The sequence below is a fragment of the Mesorhizobium sp. M1088 genome (assembly GCF_040318575.1).
Taxonomy (GTDB): Bacteria; Pseudomonadota; Alphaproteobacteria; order Rhizobiales; family Rhizobiaceae; genus Mesorhizobium.
Genome location: NZ_JAMYMO010000032.1, coordinates 13,332 through 31,401, shown reverse-complemented (window position 1 = coordinate 31,401; position 18,070 = coordinate 13,332). Strand labels below are relative to the sequence as shown.

Below are 18,070 nucleotides of genomic sequence, written 5' to 3'. Positions count from 1 at the left end.
GTTGTGGTGCGCGGGATCGATCCGCGCTTGTCCACTGTCCCGGGACTGAGGACGAGACTCGAGGACTGCGGTTGCTAGCGGCATGCCGAGCCGCAGCTGTTTGTCGCGACCAAGTTGGAGGCATACCGCGGACGCGGCCAAGGCGATCTCATCGCCAGCCGCGATGCCGAGGACATTCTGCTTTTGGTCGACGGGCGGGAGGAGATCGTCGAGGAAATCGCAAACGGCGAGCCGGAGATCCGGGCCTACATCGCCGAACAGGTTACCATGCTGCTCGCTGATCCAAACTTCGACCATTTCCTGGAGGGAAACATTCGCGGACCAGTGGGCCGCACCGACATCGTCTACGACCCGGCTGGTCGCGATCAGCACGCTGGATCTGGATATGCGCTGACAATTCCAGACTGCAGATTATCCGACACTCAAAACGGGTAGATTGCCCCATCACCACCGCCGAGTCCGACGTTGTCGGCGGCGAATGGAATGGCGAGGTCACGGACGACACAGGCTGCGGGAGGCCACACGGGACGTGATACACGACCTCCACTTTTTGTCACACCAACTAACCGTGCGCTATTCAAACTGACGCGACTGCGGTGTAATCTAGCGTCAATTCGCGGCAACCAAGCTTCAAAATAGAGGCCATATCGCTGCCAACGCTCAGCGCAGAGCGCAGCAGGAGAACCGCGATGAACCAGCAGGCGAACCTAGCCGATAATCTTAAAACTCTATGCGAGCAGCACGGCACCGTATCGGAAGCATGCCGAAAGTTGGGCATCAATCGTCAGCAATTCAATAAGTATCTCGCCGGAACTCACGCGCCGTCGCAGAAGAATCTCCGCTTGATCGCGAATTTCTTCGGATTGAGCGTCGATGTCCTGACATACAATCCGCATGACTTCCAATCGCTTGTCGAGGGAAACCACTTCCATCTGTTCAAGCGGATACAAAAATCGCCTAAGATGATGATGTTTATCACGGAAATACTGTCCGCGAATGCGACAGACGCGGCAGATTTTCTTGGGGCCTACGAACGCTACCACTACTCCTCCATCTACAAAGGTCAGATACTCAGGTCAATATTTTATCTCTATTCGAAAGACGGGATATTGATGCATAGCTACGTTGAACGGTTCCCGAACCTCGATGGCTCTAATAAGATTGACTATATTTTCAAATACCACGGATTCAGTTTCTATATTTCCAATCGCCTGTTCTCAATCGATTTCGAGACCATCCAACGTAACGAGATGACATTCAGCAATCTCGCCTCAATCGACCGAAATTCGAAGAAGTTCATGTTCGGGGTAACCAGCGGAATCGCGGCGAGCATGGTGCGACAGCCGGTTGCGCAAAAGGTGGCCATGCATTTTGTGGGAGACCGGAAGACTCGGAAAGGCGACCTGCGCCGTGCCACGGTGCTTTCACCGAGCGACGCTTCGATACCCAAGGAAGTGATCACCTATCTTACATCCGGAACGTCGACGATAGACTCCATTTGAGATTGACCGTCACCGCTCAAGCGAAGTGCGTCAGAGTGCTCAAGTGTCATGCCGCCTGCGAAATTGCGCTGAGCGCTGCTTGCGGGTGAAGTCAGCTGCCGTCGATGCCTGTCAGCCGCGCGCGTCCACGCCAGTTGGTGGGTGCAGATGGTAAGCACCATCGCAGACGTGCCGGAGCCGCATATGTCGAGAACCGTCAATTCCTACATGATGCCGTTCTCGAACGTAGCGCATCTGTCTTTAACGGACAAATTCCGGGCGACGCAACTTGCCGGCTTCAAGGAGCTGTCGCTCATGCCGCGTGACGTCGAGAGACTGATCCAGGGCGGCAAACCGGCATCGGACATCGTCGCGGAGGCCGCGGATCATGGTGTGCGCATCACCCGGCTCGACCCGTTGAACACCTGGCCGCGGATCTGGCGCCCGGATAATATGGACGAGGCCTACATCGCCACAGTTAACACGCCACCGGACCAGTTTTTTCGCCTGACCGACGCGCTCGGCTGCACCCATGCGAGCCTGAACGCCACCTTTCCGTTGAATGCAATGTCGACAGACGAGATCACGGAGCACTATGTGGCGATCTGCGCCCGCGCGGCTGCGCATGGCCTGAAGTGTGATCTCGAATTCATCCCGCTGTGGGGCGTTCCAACGCTGGAAATGGCATGGAATGTCGTCCGTGATTCCGGCGCGTCGAATGGCGGGCTGGTGTTCGACGTCTGGCATTTCGTGCGCGGAGGCTCCGACATTGGGCTCCTCAAGACGATCCCCGGCGACATGATCCATTGCGTGCAGGTCAACGATGGCCCTCTGGCGCTGCCGAAGGGGGTGACGATCAAAGACAATTGCTACGACCGCCAGTTTCCTGGCGACGGTGAATTCCCGAATGCCGAAATCCTGCGAATCCTGGCGGACACAGGCGGCCTCAACCAGGTCGGACCCGAGGTGTTTTCGCCTACGCTCACGTCAATGAGCGTCGAGGACGTGGCGCGCAAGTCTGCGGAATCGACACGAAACGTGCTTCTGGCCGCAGGTCTGGCGGTCTGAGCTTGAGAAAAGGCTCGACGGGTTCGACCCGACGCCACGCCCACTCACTGACTGGACGAGGTGTTTCGTTGAAACGGCAAGAGCGAGCCAATCAGGCTCCAATCTGGCATTCCTTAACAGCGGTGCAAACGATGGCGACGAAAAACTCGGCCATTTGGAAGGAGGATTTGTGACAATTCAAATTTGCGTTGTAGGCCTGGGCAAGATCGCACAGGATCAGCATCTGCCGGTAGCTGCCAAGAACGCTGACTTCAACCTCGCAGCGGTAGTCAGTTCGCGCGGCTCTTACGGAAATGTGAAAACCTTCAAGACTTTTTCGGAACTCGTCGCAAGCGGGATCAAACTCGATGCCGTCACGCTGTGTATGCCTCCGAAACCGCGCTTCGATATCGCACACCGAGCAATCGACGCCGGATTTCACCTTCTTCTCGAGAGGCCGCCGACATCGACAATCGGTGAACTGGAGGCACTGCTGGCCCATGCTGCCGCCCACAAACGCATTGTCTTCACAGCATGGCATTCGCAACACAACGCGGCGGTCGACGAGGCAAAACACCTCCTTGCTGGTTTGACGGTCCGCCGTCTGCATGTGTCGTGGAAGGAGGACGTCCGCTACTGGCACCCTGGTCAAGAATGGATCTGGGAGCCAGGCGGGTTCGGCGTGTTTGATCCTGGCATCAACGCATTCTCCATCATCTCGAAAATCATGCCGGTTCCGATCCTTGTAGCCGATGCGCTCCTGATGATCCCGTCGAACAAGGCAACACCCATTGCTGCCTCCATTCGCTTCAAGTCGCCCATTGGGATTGACGCCGATTTGACCGCCGAACTCGACTGGCAACAAACCGGTGAACCATCCTGGGACATAGACGTCGAAACCAACGAAGGCACGACTCTTCAGCTGAGCAACGGCGGGACGCAACTCCGTGTTAATGGCGAGGTTACTCTCGCCGGTTCATCGTCCCAGGAATACGAAGGCATCTATGCCCATTTCGCCGAGCTGTTGAAGTCCGGGAAATCGGATGTAGATTCAACGCCGCTACAACTGGTCTCCGACTGCTTCATGCTGGGGCGACGGGTCGACGCGGACCCGTTTGTCTGAAGGCGACACTTGCTCGGGTGCGCCCAACCCAAGCCATCTGACTGACTGAATCCGCGATTGGGTCGTGGAGTACTTTGTGGACAAGTCGGAGGGCACTCGTCGCCGCCCAGTTCTTCTGCGCCCGCCCATCTGCACACACAAATGCGCCCCGCAGCCGGGCTGTCCGGACTACGGAGCGCACTTCGCCTTGGGAGGCAATCGAACCCGATTTGGATCGGGGTGGCGGATAGATAGCGGTGGACCTAGTGGCTAGATTGTGTCGGGTTCCACAGCCGCATTCCTGCATTTGCCTCATAGGCCTTGCCGGATGGATAGCTGATAAGTTCCATTTGAAGGCCCCATGGCGCTTCGAAATAGACCCACGACTCGCCCGCTCCGGGACCGTGTTTTTCGAACTCCGGTTTGTCGTAGACTTTAACCCCATGGCTGCGGAGATGTTCGCTGGCTGCGTTGATATCATCCACATAAAAGCACAGATGATAGCCGCCAATGTCGCTGTTTCGGGGGAATACTGTCTTTTGATCAGGGGCCTCGAAATCGAAAAGTTCAATGTTGCTCCCATTGCCACAGCGCATGAAGACGACCTCTTTCATGTGTGCGCGCGGGTGGATATTCATTTTGTCTTGCATGAAATTCCCGGTGTCGTCCTTCAACGATCCGCCGGAGTAGATGAATTCGCATCCGATGATGTCTCGAAAGAAGGCGATCGCCTCTTGCATGTTCGGCACCACCAAACCGGCGTGATCGATCCCTGCCAGTCCAGGGAGGCCCTTCGTCTGATTGTTCATGTCTGTCTCCTTTTTTGAATCCGAAAGATCAAGTTTCCCGGCGCGCCGCCTTCATGGAATGGTGGCAGAAAGGCGCAGCAACCGGCGTGTCAGGTCAATGAGCGCAAGATAAAGTCCGCCCCTCGTTCCCCGATCATTATTGTCGGAGCATTCGTGTTGCCCGACACCACGGACGGCATCGCTGAAGCGTCGATGACGCGCAGGCCGTCGAGGCCGCGGACGCGTAGTTCCGGATCCAGGACGGCGAGGTCGTCGGTCCCCATTCTGCAGGTGCCGCTGGGATGCAAGGACGACTGCGCATACTGCCGTATGTACTGCTCGTAATCGGCTTTCGTCATAAGTTGCTTGCCCGGCATATGCTCACGTTCGATGTATTTTGAGAGCGCCTTCTGGGACATGATCTCTTGGCCGCGTTGAACTGCCTCGACCAGGCAACCGAGATCGGAAGGCTCGGAAAGATAGTTGGGCACGATATGCGGAGGCTGCGCGGGGTCGGAACTTCGTAGCCCCAACCATCCTCTGGACTTCGGTCGGATGTGGGTCGCGTTCAAGGTGCAGCCGAACCCGCCAGGAACCGGGGCGCCGGATTCTATGCCGCTGCCGCACAGGAATATGTACTGAATATCCGGCCGATCGGTGGATTGGCTCGAGCTCCAGAACGCCCCCGAATCCATGACGTTCGACGTAACCGGCCCGCGTCGGAAAAGCAGATACTCCAGGCCTGCCCAAGACTGCCACAGAGGGCTTTTGTAGCGATCGTAGCTGTAGGGTCCCGACAGTTGATAGGTCATATAGATGTCGACATGATCACAGAGATTTTGTCCGACACCAGGCAAATCGTGCACCACGTCGACACCGCAGGATCGCAAATGCGCGGCGGGACCGACGCCGGAAAGCATCAGCAGGTGGGGTGAGTTGATCGCTCCCGCGGATATGATGACTTCACGATCGGCATAGATAGTCGACGTCCGTTGCCCGTCGGCTATCTCTACCCCAACGGCGCGTCCCTGTTTGAAGACGATGCGCAAGACGCGACAATCTGTTCGCACCTTCAGATTTGATCGCCTCTGCGCCGGCTTCAGAAAGGCAACGGCTGCACTCGAGCGCCGGGCGTTGCGAATTGTCAGCTGATAGAAACCACATCCAGCCTGCTCCCCGGAGTTGAAATCCGCATTGAAGGCAAGGCCAGCCTCCTGACAGGCTTTCAGCCATGAACGGCTCAGCGGGTGGACATAGCAGGGATCCGAGACGCCCAGCGGGCCGCCCTCACCATGAGCTTCGTTGGACAGCCGGTCATTGTCCTCGGAGCGTTTGAAAAACGGCAAGACCTCCTTGTAGGACCAACCCGTGGCCCCTTGCTCCACCCAGCGTTCGTAGTCGTCCGGCGCGCCTCGAATGTAGAGCATGGCATTGACGGAACTGCCTCCACCAAGAACCCTGGGCTGGACCATTGTTTGAGCGCCAAGATGCTTGTCCGCCTCGCTGCGGACCTGCTCAAAGCGCTGCAGCAGATTGCCCTGTGCGGTCTTGTAGTAGGTGACCGGCATATGGATGTAGGGGCTGTTGTCTCGGGGGCCTTGTTCAAGCAAGAGCACCGAAACATCGGGATTCTCGCTGAGCCTGGAAGCCACCACGCAACCGGCAGACCCTCCTCCAACCACGATGAAATCGACCATACTCCCTCCAAACAATAGTAGCGCCACGCGTGAGAACGGATTTCCTCTCCGAATTAGGCGTAGCGCCGGGCGCCGGTCCCATAGGGCAGATTCAAGCCGCCATAGCGCCGAAGACGGATGTTGGCCTGTTCCGCGTGACCAACGAAGCCTTCGAGCATGCACAGACGCGAGCAATAGGCTCCGACTTCCGCGGAAGCAGCGTCAGTGTCGATGCGCTGGAATGTGCAGGTCTTGAGGAACTTGCCCACCCACAGCCCACCGGTGTAGCGCGCCGCAAGCTTCGTAGGCAGCGTGTGGTTGGTGCCGATCACCTTGTCGCCATAGGCGACCGTCGTGCGCGGCCCGAGAAACAGCGCGCCATAGTTGGTGAGATTCTCCTGGAAGTAGCGGTCATCCCTTGTCATCACCTGCACGTGCTCACTGGCGATCCTGTCGGCCACCTGGAGCATTTCCACTGCGTCCTCGCACAGAATGACCTCCCCATGATTGGCCCACGCCTTGGCCGCGACCGCCGCCGTCGGCAGGATGGCCAGCAACCGATCGATCTCGTTGAGCGTGTCTCGAGCGAGTTTTTCGGAATTCGTGATCAGAATCGCCGGGGTATCGACGCCATGTTCGGCCTGGCCAAGCAGATCGGTCGCGCAAAGTTCGCCATCCACGGTTTCGTCGGCGATCAAAAGCGTCTCGGTCGGGCCTGCGAAGAGATCGATGCCGACCCGCCCGAAGAGTTGCCGCTTGGCCTCCGCGACAAAGGCGTTACCGGGGCCTACGATCATATCGACGGAGGCGATCGTCTCGGTGCCGAGGGCCATCGCCGCAACGGCTTGCACGCCACCCAGACAATAAATGACGTCGGCGCCCGCCAGATGCTGTGCGGCCACGATCGCCGGCGCCGGCTTGCCTCGAAAGGGCGGCGCGCAACTGATCACCCGCGGACATCCCGCCACCTTTGCCGTGATGATCGACATATGTGCGGAAGCAAGCAATGGGTAGCGGCCTCCCGGTACGTAGCAGCCAACATTCTCGACCGGTATGTTCTTGTGACCGAGGAAAACGCCCGGCAGCGTTTCGACCTCAAGGTCGAGCAGACACGCCCTTTGTTTCTCCGCAAAATTGCGCACCTGTGCTTGAGCAAAACGGATATCGCTGAGTTCACCCATCGAAAGCTGGGACAGGCAATCCTCGATCTCCTGCTCGCTCAGGCGAAAATCTTCACGGTCCCAGCTGTCGAATTTCGCCGAGAGCGCCCGCACCGCCGCGTCACCATGCTCTGCGACGTCGGTGATGATCGCCTCGATCGTCGCGCGCAGTTCGCCTTCGAACACAGCGGGGCGCAAGTTCTCGTCTGCTCGCTTCAAATGGCGTGCCATGGTCATCTCGTCTTTCCGGTTGGCAGGATGCGACGCCGCCGGCTTTCGCACCGGCGGCGTCCAAGGAGGGTCAGAGGGAATTCAACCCTTCGACAAGCTTGTCGACTGCCTGCTGCGAGGTCATGTCGGGCGTATTTGCGAACTGTGTAATGACGTCCATGTACGGAGCGCGGATGTCGCGCGGCAGCGCATTGTTTTCGACGAACGAGGGAATGAGCGTGCCGTCTTTCATGCCTTCCTCACGGTCAGCAAAGGCCTGCTTGGAGCAGTCATTGAACCTGTCACGCGGTACATCGAGGCGTGCCGGAATAGAGCCACCTTTGAGGTTCAGGTTCTCCTGAACTTCGATCGACATCGCCGCGCTGGCGAGAATTTCCTGCTTCCTCTGCGCTTCGGGATTCGGCTGCTTGAACATGCCAAAGAAGTCGGTGAGAAAGACGTACGTGTGGCCGTGTCCGGGCGCCGCCGTGCAGAGATAGTCAACGCCAGGCTTCATGTTGACGGCGACGAACTCGCCATTTGCCCAGTCACCCTGGAACTGCATTGCGGCTTCGCCCTTGATCACCTTGCCCGTCTCGATCGCCCAGTCGGTGCCGGCGCGGTTGGGGTCGGCATAGGCGAGCACCTTGCGGAAGGTGTCGAACACCTTGACCATCGTGTCGCTCTTGATGGCTGCGTGGTCGGTCGCCATCACTGCCTTCTTGTAGAAGTCGACGCCGGCCTGGCCGATCAGGATGTCTGTCCAGATTTCGCCCTCCTGCCAGTCGTCACCACCCAGCGCCAGCGGTATTATCCCACCCGCCTTGATCTTCTCGGCAAGCGTCAGGAACTCGTCCCAGCTTTCCGGTACCTTTCCGCCGAACCGGTCGAGAACCTTCTTGTTGATCCAGAGCATGTTCTCGCGCCGCTGGTTGAGCGGCACCGCAACGATCTTTCCATCGACCTTCATGTAGTCGAGCAGAGCGGGAGCGACGAGCTGTTCCCATCCTTCCTTCTCAGCGGTTGCCGACAGGTCGCCGAGAGAACCGGCTTGCGCATATTCCAAGACGAACTGACCTGGCATCTGCGATGCGGCGGGCGGATTGCCGGCCGCGAAGCGCGCCTGCAGCGCCTGTGTCATGTTCTTGCCGCCGGCGCCGGCGATCGGCGAGTCCACCCACTTGAGACCCTGCGCGTCGACAGCGTCCTTCAACACCTTCATTGCCGCAGCTTCGCCCGCGGCGGTCCATTGATGGACGACCTCGATTTCGTTTTCGGCGGAGTAGGCCGGTATGCTGATTGCCATTGACGCGACGGCCGCTGCACTCAGCAGAACTGGCCCGAAATATTTCCGCTTCCCCTTGATGCTCATTATGGTTGCTCCTTGTTCGGCAGACATTGGTGCACGAAGGCTCAGACGCGCCGAAACGTCTGCCGCCTTTTTCATTGTCGGTTGTGGCGTGTTGCCTCGAAGGCCCTGGGTTGATCTACCCGGTCGCGAACCGCGTCACGTCGATCGGTGGCATGCCCGCGTCCTCTCCAGCCTGCTCGATGCGCATGCCTGTGTTGACGTCGAATATCTGGATGCCATCGATATCGACCAGGAAGGTTTCGCGGCCTGCCCTCAGCGCCGATTTCGGATGGCACCGCGCAATGACTTTGTTGCCGCCAAGGGTAAGCGTGACGAAAGTGTCGGAGCCCGTTGGCTCGACAAGGTCGACCACCGCATCGACTTTCTGGGTGTGTTCATGATTTTTCTCGTGCGGCAGAAAGATCGCCTCGGGGCGGATACCCGCAATGACCGCCGTCCCCTCTGGGGCGGCAGATGGATTGGCAGGACCCGAGATCGCAAGGTGGATCGGTTTGTCGCCAGCGCCCTCGATTTCAAGCAGCACACGGCCATCCTTTCGACGCATGCGAGCCGGGATCAGGTTCATTGGCGGCGAGCCAATGAACCCCGCGACGTAGGTGTTGGCGGGGCGGCCGTAGATTTCGTCGGGCGAGCCGATCTGCTGTATCACCCCCGATTTCATCACCACGATCTTGGTCGCAAGCGTCATCGCTTCGACCTGGTCGTGCGTCACGTAGACGATTGTCGCCGAGAGACGCTGGTAGAGTTTCTTGATCTCGGCGCGCATTTCGACGCGAAGCTTTGCGTCCAGATTCGATAGCGGCTCGTCAAACAGGAAGATCTTGGGCGAGCGCACGAGCGCGCGGCCCATTGCGACACGCTGCCGCTGACCACCCGACAGTTGACCCGGCTTCCGGTCAAGCAGAGCGCCGATCTGCAGCGTCTCCGCGACACGGGCGATCGCCTTGTCGCGCTCTGGCTTTGCCACGCCGCGCACTTTCATGCCGAAGGCGATATTATCGCGAACCGTCATCGTCGGATAAAGCGCATAGGATTGGAACACCATGGCGATGTCGCGATCCTTTGGCTCAAGTCTGGCGACCGAGCGCCCGTCAATCAGAATGTCGCCGCTGCTGATTGGTTCGAGGCCTGCGATGGCGCCGAGCAGGGTCGACTTGCCGCAACCCGACGGGCCGAGCAATACGAGGAATTCGCCGTCCCTTGCCTCGATGTCGATGTTCTCGAGCACCGGGAGGTTGCCGTAGGACTTGTGAAGACTGCGGATGTTGAGTTGTGCCACGGCCCTACCCCTTTACAGATCCGGCCATCAGACCGCGGACGAAATACTTTCCGGCGAACACATAGACGAGGAGCGTCGGCAACGCGGCGAGCATGGCCGAAGCCATGTCGACGTTGTACGGACGCTCTCCGGTGCTGCTCGAGACGATGTTGTTGAGCGCCACCATGATCGGGACATTTCGTCCCGAGGTGAAAGCCACGCCAAACAGGAAGTCGTTCCAGATGCTGGTGAACTGCCAGATGATCACCACCACCATGATCGGCAGCGACATCGGCAGCATCACGTGGCGAAATGTCTGAAAGAAACCCGCGCCGTCTATCCTGGCGGCCTTGGCGAGATCGCTTGGCACAGAGATGAAGAAGTTCCGGAAAAACATCGTCGTAAACGGCAGACCATAGACGACGTGTGCAAGGATCAGGCCGTTGATCGTGCCGGCGAGGCCGAGTTTGCCGAGTGTTTGAGCAAGCGGAATCAGAATTGCCTGGTAGGGCGCAAAGCAGCCAAACAAGATGATCGCATAGACGATGTTCTGCCCGCGAAAATCGACCTGCGTGAGGGCGTAGCCGTTGAGTGCGCCGATTGCCGTGGGAATGAGCGTTGCCGGAACGACCAGGTAGATGGTGTTGAGAAAGAATGGGCTGAGGCCGGTGCATTCGACTCCCACGCACGCGTTCGACCACGCATCGATCCAGGGCTGAATGGTTGGGTGGCGCGGGATGCCGACCAAAGTGCCGAGACGTATCTCCTCCATCGATTTCAACGAGGTGGTGATCATCACGAACAATGGCCCGACAAAGAACAGAACGAAGATGAGAAGGGTGAAGTAGACCGCGGCCCATCCCAGGACTCGTGCGACATCGATACGCGCCGCCGAACGCGGCACCGGGCTAGCGAGCGTTGCGGCGTTCATGGCGTATTTCCGAATAGAGGTAAGGGACAATGATGGCGATCACCGTCATCGTGATCATCACCGCGCTTGCGGCGCCTTGAGCGAGCTGGCCACGTCCAAAAGTGTATTGGTACATGAAGGTCGTCGGCAGATCGCTGGAGAACCCCGGACCGCCATTCGTCAGAGACACGATGAGGTCGAACGAGCGTAGCGCCTGGTAGAGCAGGATGACGATGACGCTGAAGAAGACCGGGCGCAGCATCGGCAGAACGATCGACCAGTAGATTCTCGGCAGGCCAGCGCCGTCGATGCGAGCTGCCTTGAAGAGCTCCGCGTCGACACCTCTCAGGCCCGCCAGGAAAATCGCCATGACGAAACCACAGGACTGCCAGAAGGCGGCAAGCACTATGGTGTAGATGGCCATCTTCGGGTCGATCAGCCAGTCGAACTTGAAATCGACATAGCCCATATCGCGCACCAGTTTCTGGATGCCGAGGCCAGGGTTGAGTATCCATTTCCAGGCGATGCCGGTGACGATGAAGGAGATCGCCATCGGGTAGAGGTATATGCTGCGGATGACGTTCTCGAGCCGCACTTTCTGGTCAAGGAAGATCGCAAGCACCAGGCCGGCAACAACTGAAAGGCCGATGAAGAGCGATGCGAAGATCCAAAGATTGTCGACCGCGATCTGCCAGCGATCAGCCTTCCACAATTTTGCGTATTGCTCGATGCCGACGAAATCGTACTTGGGGAAGAAGCGCGACGAGGTCAGGGAAACGACGACCGTCCACAGGATATAGCCGTAGACGACCAGCAACGTGACCAGCAAAGTCGGCAGCAACACCAGCCAGGATTTCGAGGGCCAGCCGGTCAAAATTTCTGTGATCGTTGCTCGGGGGCTATTCGTCGTCACGTGGCTCTTGCGCCTCTCAGGTTTGGTGGCGGTATTGTCGCTGCTGCCCTGACCATGCGGTCAAAGATGCTGCTCTTGCGCACGTTCTCGCCAATAGTCGTCCTGACCTTCGTCGTGATAGGCGGGGATCGGGAAGTCCCACCAGCCTGGGACGAAAGCGCCTGCCGCATCGCGCGCCGTCGGCACTTCGACGAGCGCTGGGCCGCCGCAGGAAAATGCAGCTTCGAGGGCCGGCTTCAGCTTGTCGGCGCTCTCGACGCGCCAGGAGTCCATGCCGAAGCTCTTGGCAATTTCAGCGAATTGCGGCGAGTAGGCGCCGCCATTGCCCATATTGAATTCGCTGGCGACATGGCGGCCGAGGATCTTGCGCTGTCCGCCGCGGATCGACATGTAGCCGGAATTGTTTTGTACGACGATGACGATCGGGATGTTGTGCATCGCTGCCACCGCCATCTCTTGCATCGACATCATGAAGTCGCCGTCACCGAGGATGACGCAGACCTTTTGGTCCGGGCAGGCGAGCTTGGCGCCGAGGGCAGCAGGCAGCGCCCAACCCATCGAGGAGTAGCTGCCGGAGGTGATGTGCGTGCGTGGCTCGTAAACCGGATAGGTCTGTTTGACGACGCCTTGCGTGTTGCCTGAGCCGACCAGAAGAATGTCCTCGCGACCCATGATTTCGCGAAGTTCCTTCAGCGGACGCTGCGTCGTGAAAGGGAACTGGTTGCTGTCGCGACGTACGGCGAGCTGCGTTTCCCAATCGGCCTTCTCACGAGCGACCGCATTGTGGAATGCTTCCCGCCGGGCAAGCGTCTTCTTTGACTGCTCGGACGAAATGGCATCGATGATATCGGCAAGCGCCATCTTGGCGTCGGCGACAAGCCCGACCGCAGTCGGGTAATTCTTGCCGATCTCCTGATGGTCGATGTCGATGTGGACAAGCTTCGCCGGCGGGATCGAGAAACTGACGCCTTTGCGCCAGCTGGACGCGGACCAATCGGTGAAGCGGCAGCCGACGGAAACAACGAGGTCCGCCCCGGCAGCGATATTGTTGCCGGCCGAAGTTCCCGTCTGGCCTACCGCTCCTGCGAAAAGCACATGATCTTCCGGGAAGGCACTCTTGCCGTTCCAGGTCGTGACAACCACGGCGCCGGTCTTTTCGGCCAACTTCCTCACTTCCGGTGCTGCTTCCGCCGTGATGGCACCGCCGCCAACCACGATCACCGGACGCTCTGCCGCAAGCAACGCCGCGGCGGCAGCCTCGACTGCCCGCTGGTCAGGTCGGGCGCGGCCCATCGCCATCCTGAGATCTAGGTCGTGGATGTCCACCTCGGCTGCCTGCGACTGGATATCCATCGGCACTTCGACATGCACCGGACCCGGACGACCGCTGAGCATGGCGTTGAAGGCGCGATGCATGATGAAGGGCAATTCATCGACGCGACCAGCTTCGAAAGATCGTTTGACGGCGCCGCTGGCGATCTGCGGGAAGAAATTGGTGCGGTGGCGATCGAGCTCCTGCATGACCCCGTGGCCGCGCATATGCGTCGCCGGCCCGCCGGTGAAGAGCGGCACCGCCGTCGAGTCGGCGTAGGCTGTCGCCAGGCCGATGATGGTGTTAGCGGCACCGGGTCCAATCGAAGTCATCGCCGCCATCGGCTTGCCCGAGGCGCGCCAGTATCCATCGGCCATGTGGACGGCGCATTGCTCATGCATCACCTGGATGACCGGGATTTCGCTGCCCTTCTGCAGGAAGGCATCGAGCATCGCCCAGCATCCATGCCCCGGGATGGCTGCCACGTATTTGATGCCGTACTTCTTCAATGCGGTCGCGATGACCTGGCCGCCAGTAAGCTTCATGTCTGCAGAACTCCCCTCGTCAGCGGTCGGCCGTCGCACGTCTTCGTGCGCCGGCATGCATTTGCTCCGCTCTTTTCTGGCTTGCCTCCGGTATGCACGACCACTCCTCTGGGAGGTCGGTCCGGATCGGCTGATTGTCCTGCGATGTGACTTCGCCGACAGCCAACTCGCAATTTCTCAATGATGTCTAATGTGACGCAAGCTGAAGCTGCCAGTGCGTAAAATGCTGTCAGCTTATGCTGCCGCCCGTTCTGCGATGGCGCCGGGCTTGCGAAGCGAAACCAAATCGGCCGTTGAAATTTCGGCGCCAGACCCTCTGCCCGCTGTTGGATCGACGGCTCGACCATTGCCGCTGACAGGGCAATGCCAGCCAGTGACGCAGGCATTGCGTCAGATCGCGCTGATCGAAGGGCGTCTGCGAAATTGCTGAAGCCCGCCCTTTCTGTCCTTTTGATCGTCAGTCGATGTGACATGGCGACAGCGGTCGCAGGACGGCATCGCCCTACGGTCGCGATGGGTGGAGGAACGATATGAGTGTTCATCGGGGCACCGGCCTGCTGCAGCATCGATCTCTGAATTTCGCGGACGATTTCGTCGCCGCCGATTTCTTCGAAAATGGCGCCGGCCTGCACGTCGAAAGCAGCATCGTCGTCAACCTGTCGAGCGACCGGCTGATCATCGACGATGCGATCAAGACTTCAATTGCGCCGTGGCGCTCGGCTATGCTGTCGAAAGCGACGATCGAACAGAGCGGCCGGATCGCTGTCCTGAAAGTTTGCAAGACAGTCGACCTGGGCGGCGTCATGTTCCGCGGCTGGGACTGGCTCGGCAACCGCATCCGGTCTTTCCCGCGCCAGACCCCGCTCTTCATCTCGCCGCAGGACACGATCGGCGAAGTCGAGCTCGACCCGCTGTTCTTTACAGGCGAGGTCGCCGTGGAACGGCAAATGCAGCGCTTCGTGCTCAAACTGAACCTCTGGTGGTCACCTGCTGAAACCGACTGCTTCATTCACGACAAACCATCCCTTCCTGGAGATCCACACGCAGATATTCGGAACCGGCCGCATGCAGAAATTCCGGGAGAACGACCAGGCGACGCTTTATCAAGATGTCCTCATGGCGCCGGGCTTTACCTATGAGGCGTTTTGCCGGGTCAGCGGAACGAACCAGTGGAAATATCCATGGCGTCGCTATTTCGCCGACACCGATGCGGTTTGGTTGGCCATAGAACTGCACCCGATCGGCTGAGTTGATCGTTGCCTGGTGAGCGACTGTGGGCGGTTTTTGCCGTAAGCTCGAACCGTCCAGTCAATGGTAGAAAATGTCCAACCGCGTCAGATCGTTCACTGACTCGGCAATGGCCCGCAGGATCGCCCCGCGCCTCCCCGACGCTCTGGCGGCGGCCCCTTTTGTAAGATCCGACGCACGGCCCGCCCCATGTTTGTCAACAAGGCGACGAGCAAAGTCGTGAACCCTGGCCAGATATCGCCACCTTTGAGATACGCATTCGGCGAGTGCGCCGAAGTCAAAATGCTGCAATGTCAAGCTGTGCAGTGCTCTTATTTGCATTTTCGATCTCCATCGATGGAATTTTCAGAATTGACCTGAAGTCTTCTTGCGCTTGCGGAAACATTCCTGCCTTTGTGATTTTTATCTGGCGGCTTTTATTGTTTTGGAGTAGGCGCCCGCGAGCGGGCTCGATCTAGGAGCGTTTCTGCCGATTCCGGTAGACATCAATGGTCACGGCCGTGACGATGATCAGGCCCTTGACGATTTCCTGGTAGTAGGCGTCGACCCGCAGAAACGTGAAGCCTGACGACATCACGCCCAGGATCACCACGCCGATTACGGTGCCCCCTATCCGGCCCACCCCGCCGGCAAGCGACGTTCCGCCGATCACGGCTGCGGCAATCGCATCGAGCTCATACATGTATCCCATGCCGGACTGAGCCGTCTGCGCGCGCGCCGCGGTGACGATGCCGGCGAGACCGGCAAGCATTCCGGCGATCGCGTAGACCTTAACCAGATGCCTTTCGACATCTATGCCGGAGACCCGCGCTGCCTGGACGTTCGCGCCGATGGCATAGGTGTACTTGCCGTAGCGGGTGTAGCGAAGCGCAACATGGAAGATTATGGCGACGACTATGAAGACGAACACCGGCCATGCAGCCGAGCCAATGGCGGTGAATTGATCGGTCAGCCCCGAAATGGGCTGGCCTTTTGTATACCATTTCGAAATGCCCCGAGCTGAAACCATCATGCCGAGCGTTGCGATGAACGGCGGGATCCGGGCATAGGCGACAAAAACACCGTTGGTTATCCCTGCAATCAAACCGACCAGGACACCAACGCCGATCGGGACGATGGCCGGCAGATCGGTCAACGAAGGATAAAGCGCTTTCGACCATTCCGCGGATTGGGCAAACCCAGCCGCCAGCATCGCACTTGCCGCCACGACGGACCCCGAAGAAAGGTCGATGCCGCCGGTGATGATGACCTGCGTCACGCCGATTGCGATAATCCCGACCACGGACACCTGGAGGATGGTGATCGTGAGGCGCTGCGGATTCCAGACGAAACTCTGCCCGATCAACAGCCAGCCGCACACCTCGCAGAGGACAACGATCCCCACCAGGACCAGGAAGATATTGAGCTCCTGAGGTTTTCGCCAACCGCCAAGGCCGCCACGGTACTCAGGCATGGCGGCGGCTGTTGTGTCTTTTCCCATCGTACAGTTCCTCTTTCCTCGCCTACTTCGAAGCGAGTTCCATTATTTTGACCTGCGTCGCCTCATCGCGGTCCAGAACGCCGGTGATCTTGCCTTCATGCATCACCATGATGCGGTCACTCATTCCGAGGATCTCCGGCATCTCCGAGGAAATCAGAATGACGCCGGCGCCCGCGCTGGCGAGCGCTGAGACCAGAGCGTGGATCTCGGCCTTGGCGGCAACGTCGATGCCGCGTGTCGGCTCGTCGAGGATGAGGATGCCCGGTCTGGTCAAAAGCCAGCGTCCGATCAGCACCTTCTGCTGGTTGCCACCGGAGAGATTTTCGACCGTGGTGTGGATACCTGAGCTTTTGACGCGCAACGTCCTGCTCATCTCGCGGCATGCCGCGGCAATCGCCTTGCCGTGCACGAAACCGGCATTGACGAATTGGCTTTGAAGAGCGGCAATCTGCATGTTCTCGAGAATGTCCAGGACGAGAAAACAGCCGCTTTGTTTTCTGTCTTCTGTCAGGAAGGCCATTCCGTTGGCGATCGCATCGCGTGGCGATCTCAGATCGACGCGTCGCCCCCTTATCCGTATCTCGCCGCTGGTGGCGGGTGTCACCCCGAAGATGGTTTCGGCAACATTGGACCGCCCCGACCCAATCAGACCGGCGAGGCCCAATATCTCGCCCGCCCGCAGATCGAAAGAGACGCCCGAGAAGACGCCGCGCAAAGTCAGGTCCCGAACCGAAAGCAAGACATCATCGGTCGGCACGTTCTCTTTCGGAAACAGCGTCGAGATGTCTCTGCCGACCATCATGTGGATGATCTCGTCCCGGCTGGTGGCTGCTGCCGCATGGGTGCCGATATATTTGCCGTCACGAAAAACGGAGATCTCGTCCGATATTTCGAAGATCTCGTGCATCTTGTGCGAGATGTAGATGATGCCGATGCCCTGCTTTCTCAAATCCCCGATTATCTCGAAGAGATGGGCCGACTCGCGCTCTGTCAGTGCCGAGGTGGGCTCATCCATGATCAGGACACGCGAGCGATAGGAAACCGCCTTGGCGATTTCCACCATCTGCCTGCTGGCAATCGACAGATGGCGAACTTCCGCCTCCGGATCCAGGCTGATCTTCAGCTCCGCGAGAAGATCGCGCGATAGGCGATTCATGCGCCGATGATCGACGATCCCAAATCGATTGCGTGGCTCTCGGCCGATCCAGATGTTCTCCGCGACCGTCATCGAGGGCATCAGGTTCAATTCCTGATGGATCATCCCGACACCCTGTGTCAGCGCGTCGAGCGGGGTCTTGAACTGGGCGGAAATGCCGTCGAGGAAGATTTCTCCTGCATCGGGTTGGTATATCCCCGCCAGGATTTTCATCAGCGTGGATTTGCCGGCGCCGTTCTCGCCCATCAGCGCATGGACGGTACCCCGCCTGAGTTGAAAGCTCACGTCGTCGAGAGCCACCACGCCCGGAAACGACTTGCTGATTCCGGTCGCGCTCAGCAGGCAGGGCTGACGCTTGTCCTCAAGACCAGGTGGGATTGGCGTAGCGGCGACTGTGGTCTGCATCGAAGTC

Annotated in this window: 15 protein-coding genes; 5 read left to right on the top strand and 10 right to left on the bottom strand. The window is 59.0% G+C overall.

Going from position 1 to position 18,070, the window contains the following annotated elements; genetic code table 11:
* The first annotated feature begins 114 nt into the window (after positions 1–114).
* The 4 genes from NKH49_RS26240 (at position 115) to NKH49_RS26225 (ending at position 3,651) form a co-directional block, all read left to right on the top strand.
* Positions 115–435 carry a hypothetical protein gene (locus NKH49_RS26240; protein WP_352502363.1) on the top strand — a complete coding sequence of 107 codons (321 nt, stop codon included), beginning with the start codon at positions 115–117 and terminating at the stop codon, positions 433–435.
* A gap of 254 nt (positions 436–689) precedes the next feature.
* Complete coding sequence (locus NKH49_RS26235; RefSeq protein WP_352928558.1) at positions 690–1,502, top strand: helix-turn-helix domain-containing protein; 813 nt, start codon at positions 690–692, stop codon at positions 1,500–1,502.
* A gap of 147 nt (positions 1,503–1,649) precedes the next feature.
* Positions 1,650–2,549 (top strand): sugar phosphate isomerase/epimerase family protein, encoded by a 900-nt coding sequence (locus NKH49_RS26230; RefSeq protein WP_352928556.1) that lies wholly within the window; start codon positions 1,650–1,652, stop codon positions 2,547–2,549.
* A gap of 169 nt (positions 2,550–2,718) precedes the next feature.
* Complete coding sequence (locus NKH49_RS26225) at positions 2,719–3,651, top strand: Gfo/Idh/MocA family protein (protein ID WP_352928554.1); 933 nt, start codon at positions 2,719–2,721, stop codon at positions 3,649–3,651.
* Between the two features lie 242 nt (positions 3,652–3,893).
* Here NKH49_RS26225 and NKH49_RS26220 read toward each other — a convergent pair whose 3' ends face one another.
* From NKH49_RS26220 to NKH49_RS26185, 8 genes are all read right to left on the bottom strand, one after another.
* A complete protein-coding gene (locus NKH49_RS26220) occupies positions 3,894–4,439 on the bottom strand; it encodes a VOC family protein (RefSeq protein WP_352502284.1) in 546 nt (181 codons plus the stop codon).
* Between the two features lie 89 nt (positions 4,440–4,528).
* The gene (locus NKH49_RS26215) at positions 4,529–6,115 is read right to left on the bottom strand and encodes a GMC family oxidoreductase (protein ID WP_352901182.1); all 1,587 of its coding nucleotides are present in this window, start codon (positions 6,113–6,115) and stop codon (positions 4,529–4,531) included.
* A gap of 53 nt (positions 6,116–6,168) precedes the next feature.
* A complete protein-coding gene (hisD, locus tag NKH49_RS26210) occupies positions 6,169–7,485 on the bottom strand; it encodes a histidinol dehydrogenase (RefSeq protein WP_352928610.1) in 1,317 nt (438 codons plus the stop codon).
* Positions 7,486–7,555: 70 nt separating this feature from the next.
* Positions 7,556–8,836 carry an ABC transporter substrate-binding protein gene (locus tag NKH49_RS26205; RefSeq protein ID WP_352928552.1) on the bottom strand — a complete coding sequence of 427 codons (1,281 nt, stop codon included), beginning with the start codon at positions 8,834–8,836 and terminating at the stop codon, positions 7,556–7,558.
* A gap of 115 nt (positions 8,837–8,951) precedes the next feature.
* Positions 8,952–10,115, bottom strand: coding sequence for an ABC transporter ATP-binding protein (locus NKH49_RS26200; protein WP_352718709.1), 1,164 nt, complete (start codon positions 10,113–10,115; stop codon positions 8,952–8,954).
* 4 nt (positions 10,116–10,119) lie between these two features.
* Positions 10,120–11,025, bottom strand: coding sequence for a carbohydrate ABC transporter permease (locus tag NKH49_RS26195; protein ID WP_352928550.1), 906 nt, complete (start codon positions 11,023–11,025; stop codon positions 10,120–10,122).
* Complete coding sequence (locus NKH49_RS26190; protein WP_352901173.1) at positions 11,003–11,878, bottom strand: carbohydrate ABC transporter permease; 876 nt, start codon at positions 11,876–11,878, stop codon at positions 11,003–11,005. The genes NKH49_RS26195 and NKH49_RS26190 overlap by 23 nt, the downstream gene beginning before the upstream one ends.
* Before the next feature lie 99 nt (positions 11,879–11,977).
* Positions 11,978–13,774, bottom strand: coding sequence for a thiamine pyrophosphate-binding protein (locus tag NKH49_RS26185; protein WP_352928548.1), 1,797 nt, complete (start codon positions 13,772–13,774; stop codon positions 11,978–11,980).
* Positions 13,775–14,304: 530 nt separating this feature from the next.
* Here NKH49_RS26185 and NKH49_RS26180 point away from each other — a divergent pair.
* A complete protein-coding gene (locus NKH49_RS26180) occupies positions 14,305–14,913 on the top strand; it encodes a hypothetical protein (protein WP_352928546.1) in 609 nt (202 codons plus the stop codon).
* Between the two features lie 563 nt (positions 14,914–15,476).
* On the opposite strand, the gene NKH49_RS26175 is transcribed toward NKH49_RS26180, so the two are convergent.
* Positions 15,477–16,475: an ABC transporter permease gene (locus NKH49_RS26175; protein WP_352502357.1), complete on the bottom strand. Its 999-nt coding sequence runs from the start codon at positions 16,473–16,475 to the stop codon at positions 15,477–15,479.
* 49 nt (positions 16,476–16,524) lie between these two features.
* A complete protein-coding gene (locus tag NKH49_RS26170) occupies positions 16,525–18,063 on the bottom strand; it encodes a sugar ABC transporter ATP-binding protein (RefSeq protein ID WP_352928544.1) in 1,539 nt (512 codons plus the stop codon).
* Positions 18,064–18,070 lie beyond the last annotated feature (7 nt).

Coding starts and splice junctions, on each gene's coding strand:
- NKH49_RS26235 (WP_352928558.1), top strand. CDS start 690: ATGAACCAGCAGGCGAACCTAGCCGATAATCTTAAAACTCTATGCGAG.
- NKH49_RS26230 (WP_352928556.1), top strand. CDS start 1,650: ATGGTAAGCACCATCGCAGACGTGCCGGAGCCGCATATGTCGAGAACC.
- NKH49_RS26220 (WP_352502284.1), bottom strand. CDS start 4,439: ATGAACAATCAGACGAAGGGCCTCCCTGGACTGGCAGGGATCGATCAC.
- NKH49_RS26215 (WP_352901182.1), bottom strand. CDS start 6,115: ATGGTCGATTTCATCGTGGTTGGAGGAGGGTCTGCCGGTTGCGTGGTG.
- hisD (WP_352928610.1), bottom strand. CDS start 7,485: ATGGCACGCCATTTGAAGCGAGCAGACGAGAACTTGCGCCCCGCTGTG.
- NKH49_RS26205 (WP_352928552.1), bottom strand. CDS start 8,836: ATGAGCATCAAGGGGAAGCGGAAATATTTCGGGCCAGTTCTGCTGAGT.
- NKH49_RS26195 (WP_352928550.1), bottom strand. CDS start 11,025: ATGAACGCCGCAACGCTCGCTAGCCCGGTGCCGCGTTCGGCGGCGCGT.
- NKH49_RS26185 (WP_352928548.1), bottom strand. CDS start 13,774: ATGAAGCTTACTGGCGGCCAGGTCATCGCGACCGCATTGAAGAAGTAC.
- NKH49_RS26180 (WP_352928546.1), top strand. CDS start 14,305: ATGAGTGTTCATCGGGGCACCGGCCTGCTGCAGCATCGATCTCTGAAT.
- NKH49_RS26175 (WP_352502357.1), bottom strand. CDS start 16,475: ATGCCTGAGTACCGTGGCGGCCTTGGCGGTTGGCGAAAACCTCAGGAG.
- NKH49_RS26170 (WP_352928544.1), bottom strand. CDS start 18,063: ATGCAGACCACAGTCGCCGCTACGCCAATCCCACCTGGTCTTGAGGAC.